Raw genomic sequence first — 12,780 nt, forward strand, 5'->3', positions numbered from 1 at the left:
CCAATCAACGATCAAGGAAGGGTACTCCGGGAGCGGCGAGCGGTGCAGCCCGATGCACAGGTCGTTTCCCAACTACCTAGGTTCGACATGCCCGTTCTGGTCCGCGAGCTCCGGCGGAGTGAGCGGATTCATAGCGGTGACGTCACGCGGGGCGATGGAGAATCCCTGCCAGTGGACCGGCATCGGCTGCTGGTCCTCGTCGCGGGCGATGTGGTGGAAGCCCACGTTGACCCAGACCACGGGGTGGGTGAGCGTCTGTCCGTCGACCCACTTGTCGACGGATTTGCCGTGCCCGGCACCGCAGTTGCGCAGGTTGTCGCTGGCGAACTGCTCGCACTTGTTGTACTCGGTGAAGTAGACGTCGTGCTTGGTGAAGGCGCGGCCGAGGTACTTGGTGGTCGCGCCCGGGACGAGCTCGTAGGAGCGCGCGTGGTTGTCCTTGTTCTTGCCGGTGTTGCTGACCAGGCGCCACCAGCGCATGTTCTTGGCGTCGCCGGCGAGTTCCTTGCCGACCTTGGTGACCGTGGTCTTGTTGCTGGGGGCCTCCTGGCCCGAGGCGGGCGGGCTGACCACCGAGTCGTACTGCTCGACCTTCGACTTGGACGAGCCGTCCAGGTTGAAGTTGAGCCGCCAGAAGATGTTGTGGCTGTGGCTCGTGGCGTAGTCCTTGGCGCCCTTGCCGAGCGGCCAGCCGCGGCCGTCGCCCGCGTCGTAGTCACCGGGCGAGAGGCTGCCGGTGGCGCCGACGTTCATGTTGAGGGTGCCGTCGTCCTGGAAGCGCCACTCGGTGATGTACTCGTACCAGCCGACCTTGTTGACGGTGTAGACGAGCAGGTCCTTGCCCTGCTTCTGGAAGACCTTGTTCCCGGTGTCGGCCTCCATGCGGTAGGCGTGGCCGCGTGAACGGGTCGTGGTGCACAGGCCCTTGACGTTCGCGTGCTGCGGGTCCCAGGCGTCGGGGACCTTGACCGTCTTGATGGCGCCGCCGGGGCACTCGGCGGGGGCCATGTCGACCAGGCCCTGGCCGAAGCCGGCGCCGGTGAGGTCGCTGTACTCGACCGAGCCGTCGTCGTAGGGCACGTCGATCTGGGCGAGCTTGGCGGTGGCCAGGACCTTGATCGGCTGGGCCTCGCCGGGGGGCTGGTAGGAGATGTCCTCCAGGACGAGCCCGGCCTCGCTCTCGTAGTGCCAGCACATCCGCCAGGTGGTGCCGGTGGCGAGCTTCTGTTCGATCCGGAACGCGGCGCTGCAGTCGGGGGCCGGAGCGGGCGCGGACCGGGGCTGGGCGACGGCCGGTCCCGCGGCCGTCGTCGCGCCGGCGGCCAGGGCGAGCGCGGAGAGGCCCACGGCGGCCCGGCTGCGGGCACGGCTGTTTCTGTTGACGCGCATGAAGACATGACTCCTTGCGGAAAGCTGTGAAGGTGGGAAGGAAAGAAAGGCGGCGCTCAGCCGAGCCTGCCGACCTTGCGGGCGCTCAGGTCGATCACCAGGTCACGGCTGTCAATCCAGGGCCCGTTCTTGACCTTCGGGAAGAGCCGGACGCACCGGTGCTCGCCACAGGCGCCGAGGGCGGCGGGCCGGACGCCGGGGGTCGCGCGGTAGACCATGCTGTTGAGCATGAGCTGATCGGGCGAGGTGAGTTCCTTGCCGGTCGCGTCCTTGAAGTCGGCCTTCAGGCCGGCGCCGAGCGGATCGGCGATCAGCAGCTTGGCGGCCTCGGACATCTCGTCCCGGCTGATCGGCGGCTGCACGCCGTGCTGGACACCCGTCTCCACGACCTTCTCCGTGTCGAGGTCGACGGTCTTGGTGACGAGCGTGTCGTCCTTGTAGTCGTAGAACGTGATGTCGGCGCGGCGCGGCGCGTCCGGGTTGTCCAGATCGGCCGTGTCGGGTTCGGCGAGGTCCACACCGATGCGCTGCGGTCCGCGCGCGCCCTCGACGTTCTCGCTCGAGTTGAAGAGCTGCCGGTTCACCGCGATCCGCTCGGCGCGCCGCATCTCGTCGTCGGTCAGCGGGTCACGGCCCCTGCCCTTGTCCCCCTCGGCCGGCGCCCGCTCGACGACGCCGGGCCGCACGACGCCGCCCTGCCCGTCCTGCGCCGCCTGCTGCGCGGACCCGCCGTTCGCGCCGGTCCCGCTCGTTCCGCCCGATTCGTCGGCCCCCGCCGACCCCGGAAGGGTGATCCCGATCATCACGGCCGTGCCGGCCACCGCGATGGCCGCACCCGCCACCACCTTGCCCAGATGGCGGTGCACTATCTTGCGCACATTTCCCCCTACTCCCCCTACATCCCCAGGAGTCGTTTGAGTCCCACTGGTTCGGCATACGAGATATGCCTGGTCGCGGGGTAAGAGGGATGTAAGGCATGTGAGGTTCCATCACTTTCGGGGAGACTCGGTTCGGACTCGCCCCCTGGGGCACGGAACTACTGGAAGAGTCATATCCATGCAGGTCTGGCCTGGCGAGGCGTATCCACTCGGTGCCACGTACGACGGCGCCGGTACCAATTTCGCGGTCTTCTCGGAGGCCGCCGACCGTATTGAGCTGTGTCTTCTGCACGACGACGGGTCGGAGACGGCCGTCGAACTGCGGGAGACCGACGCGTTCGTGCGCCACGCGTACCTGCCCGGCGTCATGCCCGGGCAGCGGTACGGCTTCCGGGTGCACGGGCGGTACGCGCCCGAGCGCGGGCAGCGCGCCAACTCCGCGAAACTGCTGCTCGACCCGTACGCGCGTGCGATCGCCGGCGCCGTGAACTGGGGCGAGGAGGTGTACGGATACCCCTTCGGGTCACCCGACAAGCGCAACGACCTCGACTCGGCGCCGCACACGATGTCCTCGGTCGTGGTCAACCCGTACTTCGACTGGGGCGACGACCGGCGCCCCCGGACGGAGTACCACCACACGGTGATCTACGAGGCCCACGTGAAGGGCCTCACGATGCTGCACCCCGAGCTCCCGGACGAGCTGCGCGGCACGTACGCGGCCCTCGCCCATCCGGCGATCATCGAACACCTGACGGAACTGGGTGTCACGGCGCTGGAGCTGATGCCCGTGCACCAGTTCGTGAACGACCACCGGCTGGCCGACATGGGCCTCAGCAACTACTGGGGCTACAACACGATCGGCTTCTTCGCCCCGCACAACGCGTACGCCTCCTGGGGCGACCGGGGCCAGCAGGTGCTGGAGTTCAAGTCGGCCGTCCGGGCGCTGCACGAGGCCGGCATCGAGGTCATCCTCGACGTGGTCTACAACCACACGGCCGAGGGCAACCACCTCGGGCCGACGCTGTCCTTCCGGGGCCTCGACAACGCCTCGTACTACCGTCTGGCGGACGACCCCCGCTACTACATGGACACCACGGGCACCGGCAACTCGCTCCTGATGCGCTCGCCGCACGTCCTGCAACTGATCATGGACTCGCTGCGCTACTGGGTCACCGACATGCACGTGGACGGCTTCCGCTTCGACCTCGCGGCCACGCTGGCGCGCCAGTTCCACGAGGTGGACCGGCTGTCGTCGTTCTTCGACCTCGTCCAGCAGGACCCGGTGGTCTCCCAGGTCAAGCTGATCGCCGAGCCCTGGGACGTCGGCGAGGGCGGCTATCAGGTGGGCAACTTCCCGCCCCTGTGGACGGAGTGGAACGGCAAGTACCGCGACACCGTACGGGACCTGTGGCGCGGCGAGCCGCGCACGCTGGCCGAGTTCGCGTCCCGGCTGACCGGCTCCTCCGACCTCTACCAGGACGACGGACGCCGTCCGCTCGCCTCGATCAACTTCGTGACCTGCCACGACGGCTTCACCCTGAACGACCTCGTGTCGTACAACAACAAGCACAACCAGGCCAACGGCGAGGACAACCGGGACGGCGAGAGCCACAACCGCTCCTGGAACTGCGGCGCCGAGGGCGACACGGACGACCCCGACGTGCTGGCGCTGCGGGCCCGGCAGCGGCGCAACTTCATCGCCACCCTGATGCTCTCCCAGGGCGTGCCGATGCTCAGCCACGGCGACGAGTTCGCGCGCTCCCAGGGCGGCAACAACAACGCGTACTGCCAGGACAGCGAGCTGGCCTGGGTGCCGTGGCCGGAGGAGGACTGCGAGCTCCTCGCGTTCACGCGCGCGATGGTGTGGCTGCGCCGCGACCATCCCGTCTTCCGGCGGCGGCGCTTCTTCCACGGACGGCCCGTCCAGGGCACCCACGACGAGCTCTCCGACATCGCGTGGTTCACCCCGGAGGGCCAGGAGATGACCCAGCGCGACTGGGGTTCCGCGCAGGCCAGGGCGCTGTCGGTGTTCCTCAACGGCAACGCGATCTCCGAGCCGGGCGCCCGCGGGGAGCGCATCGCGGACGACTCCTTCCTGCTGATGTTCAACGCCTCCCCCAAGCCCCTGGAATTCGTCGTACCGGCCGACCACGGCCGCCAGTGGCAGGTCGTCGTCGACACCTCCCTCGCGGAGGGCGTGGCCCCGGGTACGGGCGCCAAGGTCACGGCCGGTGACCGGCTGACCCTGGTCGACCGGAGCATGACGGTGCTTCAGCGGCCCGCGTAGGACGGCCCTCCCGGGAGCACGCGCGCGTGGACCGCTTCTCCGGCGGACACGCGCGCGTGGGCTCTCCCACGAGACCCGCGCGCGTGCACGGCTCCCTTGGCAGCGCGCGCGTGGGCCTCCTAGGGGGGCCGTGCGTGCCCTTCTGGAGGCGCCGGTGACAGAAGTCCGGCCGGACGGGTACGTAGACACGCATGACACCTGAGCGCCCCGAACCGGCGATCGCGCACTCGGTCGTCCCCGGCCCGGTCGTCCCCTACGTGCCGACCGCCACCTACCGGCTCCAGCTCCAGCCGCAGTTCCCCTTCCGCCGCGCCGAGGCGGCCGTGCCCTATCTGGCCTCGCTCGGCGTCTCCCACCTGCACCTGTCCCCCGTCCTGGAGGCCGTCCCCGGTTCGACGCACGGCTACGACGTGGTGGACCACACGCGCGTACGGGACGAACTCGGCGGCGAGGAGGGGCTGCGTTCCCTGGCCCGCACCGCGCGGGAGCACGGTCTCGGGCTCGTCGTGGACATCGTCCCGAACCACATGGCGATGGCGCCGCGCCACAACCACGCCCTGTGGGAGGTCCTGCGCGAGGGCCCCGATTCGCCGTACGCCCGCTGGTTCGACATCGACTGGGACGCCCAGGACGGCCGGCTGCTGCTGCCGGTGCTCGGGGACCGCCTCGGCGCCGAGATCGGCGAGCTCAAGGTCGACGGCGACATACTGCGCTACTACGACCACGTGTTCCCGCTGCGCGAGGGCACCGCGAAACTGCCGATGCCCCGGCTGCTGGACGCCCAGTGGTACCGCCCCGCGTGGTGGCGGCTGGCCCGCACCGAGCTCAACTACCGGCGCTTCTTCAGCATCTCGGAGCTCATCGGGGTGCGCGTCGAGGACCCCGAGGTGTTCGCGGCGACCCACGCGAAGATCCTGGAGCTCGTCGCCGACGGGGTGATCGACGGTCTGCGCGTCGACCACCCGGACGGGCTGGCGGACCCGGACGCCTATCTGCGCCGGCTGCACGAGGCGACCCGCGGCCGCTGGACGGTCGTCGAGAAGATCCTCGCGGACGGCGAACCGCTCCCGCCAGCCTGGCCCGTGGCGGGCACCACCGGCTACGACGCCCTGCGGCACGTCGACGGCCTCTTCACCGACGAGGCCGGCGCGAGCCGTCTCCTCGGCCGCTACCGGCGCTTCGCCGGCCCGCAGGCCGACCGGGGCGGCCACTGGGAGAGCACGGTGCGCCGGGCGGCGTACAAGGTGATCACGTACGAACTGGCCACGGAGGTCGAACGCCTCACTCGCGAGGTGAGCGCGCTGTGCGCCGCGTCCCCCGACCCCGCCGCCCGCGACCACGCCCCCTGGGCCCTGGGCGCCGCGCTGCGGGAGCTTCTGGTCCGCCTGGAGGTGTACCGGCCCTACCCGTCCACGGACGCCTCCCGGGTGATCACCGAGCGGGCCGCCGCCGAGGCCAGGTCGGCGTTCCGGGTGCCCGAGGAGGCACACGCCGTGGACGTCGTACGGGATCTGCTGCTCGGCGACGGCGACGGACCCGGTGAGGCCGCCTTCCGGGCCCGGTTCGCGCAGACGTCGTCGGCGCTGCGGGCCAAGTCGGTGGAGGACACGGCGTTCTACCGCTATGTGCCGCTGCTGTCGGCGAACGAGGTGGGCGGCGACCCGGGCCGCCCCGCGGTGTCCCCGGACGACTTCCACGCCTACTGCGCGCGCGTGCAGCGCGACCGGCCCGCCACCGGGACCGTCCTGTCGACCCACGACACCAAGCGCAGCGCGGACGTGCGCGCCGCCGTCGCCGTCCTCACCCAGTGTCCGGAGGCCTGGTCCGAGGTCCTCGCGCAGGTGGCGGACGAAGTACCCGGGAGCCCCGACCCGCAGGTGGCGTGGGCGGCGTGGCAGACGGTGTTCGGGCTCGGCCCGGCCGCCGGCGAGGACGGGGCGGGGGCCCACACCGAGCGGGTCCGGGACGCCCTGCTGAAGCACATCAGGGAGGCCGGGACGCGCACCGCCTGGACCGAGCGCGACCCCGCGTACGAGGACGCGGTGACGGCGTTCGTCACGGACGGGCCGTGCGGGCCCCCTGGACGGCACGTGGCCGCCCTGCGCGCCTCGCTGGCCCCGCACGTCCGGGCGAACGTCCTGGGGGCCGCCCTGGTCCATCTGACGATGCCCGGGGTGCCGGACGTGTACCAGGGCACCGAGGACGAGTATCTGGCCCTCGTGGACCCGGACAACCGGGAGCCGTTCGCGCCGCGCGACCCGTCCGCGGAGAAGCCCGCGCTCACGGCTGCCGCGCTGCGGCTGCGCGCCCGGCGGCCCGACGTCTTCGGGGAGGCGGCGACGTACGCGCCACTGCATGCCGAGGGGCCGGCGGCGGAGCACTGTGTGGCGTTCGCCCGCTCCGGAGAGGTGATCGCGGCCGTCACCCGGCTGTCGCTGGGGCTCGCCGAGGCCGGCGGCTGGCGGGACACCGTTCTCGTGCTCCCCGAAGGACGGTGGGCCGACGTGCTCCCCTCCGGCACCGGGGAGCGGGAGTTCACGGGGCACGCGCGCGTGGCGGACCTCTTCGAGCGGTCTCCCGTCGTCCTGCTGGAGCGCGTCAGCGCGGACACACCGGGAGGGTCCGGGGAGAGCGGCTGACCAGGCCCTCGGGGCGCGGCCGGGGCCCGGGGGCCCGGCGCAGGCCCGGCAGCACGTCCAGCAGGGCGAGCAGCCCGGCCTCCGCCGTCAGCCGGGCCAGCGGCTCGCCGAGGCAGTGGTGCGGTCCCGCGCCGTACGGGAGGGCGCCCGGGTCGGCGCGGAAGAGGTCGTAGCGGTCCGGGTCGGCGAACCGTGCCGGGTCGCGGCCCGCGGCGCCGAGCAGACACGCCACGGTGGCGCCCTCGGGTATCGGGCCGATCGGTTCGAGCGCCCGGCGCGGCACGATCTGCACCGGGGGGTCGCGGCGCAGCGACTCGGCCCAGGCGGCGCCCGTCAGTCCGGGGCGGGCGCGGATCAGGTCGAGCAGGCCCGGGTGGTCGAGCAGGTTGGCGAGGAACGAGGCGAGGGCGCGCGCGGTCGTGCCGCCGGCCGCGCCCAGCACGGTCCCGGCGACAGCGGTCACGGTCTCGTCGGGCAGCGGTCGTCCGCCGGGCCGGGCCGCGCACAGCGCGGAGAGCAGATCGTCGCCGGGGTGGGTACGACGGCGGGCCAGGTGGGGGCGCAGGTAGGCGTCGAGTCCGGGACGGTGGCCGAGGTGGTCGAGGCCCGTGCGGCACCAGGCGTGTACGCGCGCGGTGTCCTCGTACGGCAGTCCGAGCGCGGTGACGGCGGCGGCGACGGGCAGCCACTGGCAGAACTCGGACACGAGGTCGGCTTCCTGACGGCCCGCCAGGCGGCTGGCCAGGACGTGGGCGGTGCGCTCGACGCCCGCCCTCAGGCCGGCCGGCATCCCTTCCGCCAGCGCCGCGGAGACGGCGGCCCGGTGCGCGGCGTGCGTGCCGTCCTCCCCGTGGTCCGGCCCGGGTCCGGGTGACGGCGGGGCGAGCCGGGGGTCCGCGAGCGCGGCGCGGACGTCGGCGTGGCGGCTGATCAGCCAGGCGCCGAACGGTTCGTCGAGGACCAGGGGGAAGTCCCGGCGCAGGGTGCGGTGGAGCGGGTGGGGGTCACGCTCGGTCCCCGGGTCGAGCAGGCTCGCGGGGGCGTCCGCGCGCGCGGACGGCCCGCTCGGCGGGGTGTACGGCCCGCAGGGCCCGTCCGGCGAGGGGCGGGGCCGGACCGCGGGACGGGACGGGACGGAGGGGCGGGCCGGGACGGGAGGGGAGGGGACGGGAGCGGACGGGACCAGCGACGCGCGCGCCCGGGCCGGTGGGCCCGTGGGGGTCGCCGTCGGGGCGCCTTCGCCGGGAAGGCCGTGTGGACACAGCACCGCGGGCCACCACCTCGGGTCTGCGCGCCGGACCCGCGCGCGGTTGTTCCGAGTGGACCACCGCCCGCCCCGCACCGCAGTTCCCGTACACCCGGACGAGTGAATCGTGTACGTAGAAACGGCTTGTCCGCCGGGGGTGCGCGCGTACGCCGGTCGTCCCCTCCGGGGCGCCCTCTCTCGCGGCGCGCGCCCCCGTTCTCCGCAGGCCTGCGGGACGCGGTCCGCCGGCAACGGGCAGGCCCGCGCACCTTCCGCCGCCCGTTGCCAGCGGAAAATGCCACCCGGGCTCCCTCCGGGCCGCGCCGACGCCTGCTTGACAGTTCTCCGAGACCGTGGAGTACTGCCAAAAGCGACGCAGGGCGGACAAGTCGGGGGTGAGTCATCTGCCGGAGTTGCGCTACCCCAGTGTGACCGAAATCGTGTCGTCCGCCCGCGCGCTGGCGGCCCACCGGCCCGATCTCTGCGTCCTCAGGCAAGTGGGCACCTCCCGCGCGGGCAGACCCCTCCACCTGCTGTCCGTCGGCCATGCCCGGCGCACGGTGCTCGTCGTCGCGGGGGCCCACGCCAACGAACCCACGGGCGGCTCGACGCTGCTGTCACTGGCCGAACGTGTGCTGTTACGGCGGGAGTTGCGCCGGGACACCTCCTGGCACTTCCTGCTCTGCGCGGACCCGGACGGGGCGAGTCTCCACGTCACCCCCGCGCCGCGGACCCTCCTCGAGTACCACCTGGGGTTCTTCCGTCCGGCCGGACCCGAACAGCCGGAGTGGTCGCCCTCCGTCCTGCCGCCGGACCGGCTGCCGCCGGAGACGCGGACGCTGACCGGGGTGATCGACGAGGTGCGGCCCTACCTCCAGGTGACGCTGCACGGCACCGATCTGGGCGGTAGCTGGGTGCAGTTGACCAAGGACATCCCGGGTCTCGCGGAGCCGTTCGCCAAGTCGGCCGCGGAGCTGCGCATCCCGGTGGAGACGGCCGCCTCGGACGCCGCGGGCTGGCCCGCCTCCGGGCCCGGGGTGCACGTGATGCCGGCGCCCGGCTCGGACACGGCGTACCCGAGCATGCCGGACGACGCCCGGCACAGCACCTGGTACCACGCCCACCGGTACGGCGGTCTGACGGCCGTCGTGGAGGTGCCGATGTGGGCCAGCGACCTCGTGGACGACCCGGCGCCGCACCCCGCGCCCGCGGCGGCGATGCGGCGCCTGGCCCACCGGCTGGTGACGGACGCGGAGCAGGTGGAGGCGGTGCTCGGACGGGCCCGGCCGCGGCTGCGGGGACCCGACGGGCCTCTGCTGCGAGCCTCGAAGTGGGCGCTGGAACTGGTGCCCGGACTCGCCGCGGACTGGTCGCAGCCGCTCCCCGCGGACACCACCATGGCGTACGTGGGCAGTGTGGACGCCTTCGGCCGGCGGATCCCGCTGCGGGCCGCGTCGATGCTGCTGCGCGTCCTCCAGGAGGCCGAGGACCGCGAGGCACCCCGCCTGGAAGAGCTGGTCGCCGACTGGAGCGACGCCTTCGCCCGGCGTTTCCGCGCGCGCTGGGTGCCACTGGAGAACCAGGTCGAGCACCAGGCCCGTACGGTGATGGCGGCCGCCCGCCACGCGCGCGAGGGTGCCGCCTGACTCAGGCCGACAGGTCGAACACCGCGCCCGTCCGCGCCCCCAGCGCGCAGGAGTTGGAGAACGCGTGCCGGTAGTCGACCCGGCGGCCCTCCCAGACGCCGTGCGCCGACGCCGTCACCGGCGCGTACAGCATCGGGCACCTGACGCCGGACCGGCGCGGGATGCGGTCGATGTCGCCCCCGGCCGCGGCGAGTTGCCGGCAGGCGCGGGCGGCGTGGGCGTGGCCCTGGGGCGGGTCGCAGAGCAGCAGGACGCCACGGGTGTCGCTGGAGCGGGCGTCGCCGCGGGTGACGGCCAGGCGGAGCCAGTTGCCCGGCAGGCCGTGTCCGGGGGTCGCGTGGGCCGCGGGAGCCGCGCCCGCCAGGAGGAGCGCGAGCGGGAGCAGCACGGCGGCGCGGATCGCTCGAAGGGTTGTCGTCATTCCCGGTGCATCGGCACGGTGGCCCGCGCGGTCCAGCCGGAATCACCCGAACGGGAACGCGTGCCGCGGGGACGCCCCGCCAGGTCGAACGCGGCGAGCACGACACGCGCCTGGTACTCGACCTGGCGCGCCACCGGGATCCAGCGCGCTCCGCAGCCGTCGCGGTAGTCGGCGCACCACGCGTCGATCAGACGGTCGAGCTCGGGCAGCGCCCCGCCCGGGTCCCGCCCGGAGGCGGTGACCAACTGGTGCAGCAGCCCGGCCGTGCGCAGCGCGACCCGCCGTCCGGCGAGGCGCAGGGCGGTCAGCCGGGCGGTGTCGAGGGAGGGCAGCGCGCGTCCCCCGGCGTCGCGTACGTCGGGGTCCCAGGAGTCGGCGAGTCCGGGGCCGACCAGTAAATAGTCGTCGACGGGCGCCAGCAGGCGGGGCGCGTCGGGCGAGCCGCCGACGCCGGGCCGCACCCGGGCCAGGATGTCCTCCAGGACCTCGGTGTCGTGCCGCAGGGTGCGGCTGACGGAGCGCAGCACGGCGTCGGGATCGGCGGGGCGCGTCGGGTCCTCGACGGCGCCGACGCCCCACATGGGTGCCTCGACGATCGCGGTGACCGTGCCGTGCGGCTGGGGGTGGAACCAGGTGGAGTCGACCGCGGCCTCCGTGATGGCCGCGGCGAGGTCTCCCCCGCGCGGCGGCGGGACGCGGTAGACGGCCGGGCCCAGCGCGGGCCAGTACAGGGTGTCGTAGGGGCCGAGTTCGCGCGGGATGCCGAGGCGGGCCGCGCTGTGCGCGACGCGCTGGGCGAGTCCCGGCAGGTCGCGGGTGAGTTCGACGAAGGCGCCGCCGACGTCGACGCCGTGCAGGGAGCACTGGAGGAACGGCCTCAGCTCGTCCTGGAGGGCGAGCAGGACACGGGTCTCGGGCAGGGCGGCGCGCCCGGCGCCGTCGGGCAGCCATTCGGGCTGTTCGAGGAAGCCGGGCCGGAAGAAGTTCCGGAAGTAGTGGCCGAGCGTGTAAGGGCCCTGGAGCCAGGCCTCGTTGCGCCGGGAGCCGTCGGGGTCGAGACAGAGCAGCAGGTTCCAGGTGGCGTCCGCGCCCTCGGTGAGGCGGGGGTCGGCGAGGGCCCGTTCGGCCAGCCTGAGGGCGGTCGCGCCGCCGACGGGTTCGTTGGCGTGCGGTCCGGCGACCACGAGGACCTGGCGGCTGCCGCGTCCGACGGACAGGAGCAGCATCGGGGTGCCCGCCCGGGAGGTGCCCACCTGGCGCAGCCGGGCCTCGCCGGGGCGCCGGGCGACGAGCGCGGCGGCGCGGACGCCGAGTTCGTCCACGGTCGGATAGCGGCGGAGTGGCGGCAGGGCACACCTCCACTCGTACGGTGCCGTCGTTTCACCAGATGTACATGAAGTACACACAGTCAGTCACGAGTCGAGGGGTACGTCAACACCGCTGCGGCGAAAGGATGTTGTGGACGCCGGGCGCGCGGGACTCCGCCGGGCGCCCCACGCGGCACCCCGGTCGGGCCGGGGCGCGGAGCCCGGGTTCAGACCGGGGCAGGTGCCGGAGCTCGGGCCGCGGCGCCCGGGTTCAGGCCGAGGTGAGGCGGAACAGCATGCGGCCGAAGCCGATCTGGTCGCCGTCCTTCACGACGGACGCGCCGATGACGCGCCGCCCGTTGACGGTCGTGCCGTTGGTCGACCCGAGGTCGCGCAGCACCCACACACCGTCCTGGCGGCGCAGTTCGGCGTGCACCCGGGACACCGTCTCGTGGTTGAGGCGCAGCCCGCTGGCCGGGTCCCGGCCGATCCGCAGCGGGTAGGCGTCGCCCGGGTCGGGCAGTTGCAGCTTCGGCAGCCGCTCGGCCTGCCAGGCCCGGCGCAGCCGGACCGTGAAGCCGGAGACGGCCTCCACGGTGCCGAACACCACCTTCGACCAGCGCCGCCCGGCTGGCTCGTCGCCGGCGGGCAGGTCGGCGGTGAGCACGGCGAGTTCCTCGGACCGGCGGGCGGACAGGACCAGCTCCATGCGGCGGACGAACGTGTCGTGCGAGAGGCGGCCGAGCGCGACGCCGTCACGGAGGGACTTGAGCGCCCGGTCGCGCTCCGCGTCGGACAGCCGCGCGGGGTACGGATGGAACTCGAAGGACGACGTCACGTTCGTGATTGTCGGCCAGTAACGACAGGGTGTCCAGAAGACCCGGAAACGGCTGGTGGGGCCGGGTGCGGCCGTTCGCGCGACCAAAGGGCGACGAACACGCGGCAAAAGGGTGGATCCGAAAGCGAA

At 73.2% G+C, this 12,780-nt stretch carries 9 protein-coding genes; 3 read left to right on the top strand and 6 right to left on the bottom strand.

Features of this window, described 5'->3' with window-relative positions; all coding sequences use genetic code 11:
• Positions 1 to 72: 72 nt before the first annotated feature.
• Both ACFRIC_RS22990 and ACFRIC_RS22995 read right to left on the bottom strand, forming a co-directional pair.
• Positions 73 to 1,389: a copper amine oxidase gene (locus ACFRIC_RS22990; RefSeq protein ID WP_382788575.1), complete on the bottom strand. Its 1,317-nt coding sequence runs from the start codon at positions 1,387 to 1,389 to the stop codon at positions 73 to 75.
• Between the two features lie 56 nt (positions 1,390 to 1,445).
• A complete protein-coding gene (locus ACFRIC_RS22995; protein ID WP_382788577.1) occupies positions 1,446 to 2,267 on the bottom strand; it encodes a Tat pathway signal sequence domain protein in 822 nt (273 codons plus the stop codon).
• Between the two features lie 178 nt (positions 2,268 to 2,445).
• Here ACFRIC_RS22995 and glgX point away from each other — a divergent pair, with 178 nt between their 5' ends.
• Together glgX and treY are read left to right on the top strand one after the other, a co-directional pair.
• A complete protein-coding gene (gene glgX / locus ACFRIC_RS23000; protein WP_382788579.1) occupies positions 2,446 to 4,554 on the top strand; it encodes a glycogen debranching protein GlgX in 2,109 nt (702 codons plus the stop codon).
• 191 nt (positions 4,555 to 4,745) lie between these two features.
• Positions 4,746 to 7,193 carry a malto-oligosyltrehalose synthase gene (gene treY, locus ACFRIC_RS23005; RefSeq protein WP_382788581.1) on the top strand — a complete coding sequence of 816 codons (2,448 nt, stop codon included), beginning with the start codon at positions 4,746 to 4,748 and terminating at the stop codon, positions 7,191 to 7,193.
• Here treY and ACFRIC_RS23010 read toward each other — a convergent pair.
• A complete protein-coding gene (locus tag ACFRIC_RS23010; RefSeq protein ID WP_382788583.1) occupies positions 7,153 to 8,460 on the bottom strand; it encodes a cytochrome P450 in 1,308 nt (435 codons plus the stop codon). The genes treY and ACFRIC_RS23010 overlap by 41 nt on opposite strands.
• 374 nt (positions 8,461 to 8,834) lie before the next feature.
• Here ACFRIC_RS23010 and ACFRIC_RS23015 point away from each other — a divergent pair, with 374 nt between their 5' ends.
• Complete coding sequence (locus tag ACFRIC_RS23015; protein WP_382788585.1) at positions 8,835 to 10,085, top strand: M14 family zinc carboxypeptidase; 1,251 nt, start codon at positions 8,835 to 8,837, stop codon at positions 10,083 to 10,085.
• 1 nt (position 10,086) lies between these two features.
• Here ACFRIC_RS23015 and ACFRIC_RS23020 read toward each other — a convergent pair whose 3' ends face one another.
• From ACFRIC_RS23020 to ACFRIC_RS23030, 3 genes are all read right to left on the bottom strand, one after another.
• Entirely contained in the window at positions 10,087 to 10,506 is a 420-nt protein-coding gene (locus ACFRIC_RS23020) for a subtilase-type protease inhibitor (RefSeq protein WP_382788587.1), read from the bottom strand.
• Positions 10,503 to 11,828: a M14 family zinc carboxypeptidase gene (locus ACFRIC_RS23025; RefSeq protein ID WP_382788589.1), complete on the bottom strand. Its 1,326-nt coding sequence runs from the start codon at positions 11,826 to 11,828 to the stop codon at positions 10,503 to 10,505. The genes ACFRIC_RS23020 and ACFRIC_RS23025 overlap by 4 nt, the downstream gene beginning before the upstream one ends.
• A 256-nt stretch (positions 11,829 to 12,084) precedes the next feature.
• Entirely contained in the window at positions 12,085 to 12,651 is a 567-nt protein-coding gene (locus tag ACFRIC_RS23030) for an FHA domain-containing protein (protein WP_382788591.1), read from the bottom strand.
• Positions 12,652 to 12,780 lie beyond the last annotated feature (129 nt).

It is taken from the genome of Streptomyces sp. NPDC056738 (genome assembly GCF_042790435.1).
Lineage (GTDB): Bacteria > Actinomycetota > Actinomycetes > Streptomycetales > Streptomycetaceae > Streptomyces.

What these genes read in the sequence shown, in the direction of transcription:
- ACFRIC_RS22990 (WP_382788575.1), bottom strand. Translation starts at nt 1,389, where the DNA reads ATGCGCGTCAACAGAAACAGCCGTGCCCGCAGCCGGGCCGCCGTGGGC.
- glgX (WP_382788579.1), top strand. Translation starts at nt 2,446, where the DNA reads ATGCAGGTCTGGCCTGGCGAGGCGTATCCACTCGGTGCCACGTACGAC.
- treY (WP_382788581.1), top strand. Translation starts at nt 4,746, where the DNA reads ATGACACCTGAGCGCCCCGAACCGGCGATCGCGCACTCGGTCGTCCCC.
- ACFRIC_RS23020 (WP_382788587.1), bottom strand. Translation starts at nt 10,506, where the DNA reads ATGACGACAACCCTTCGAGCGATCCGCGCCGCCGTGCTGCTCCCGCTC.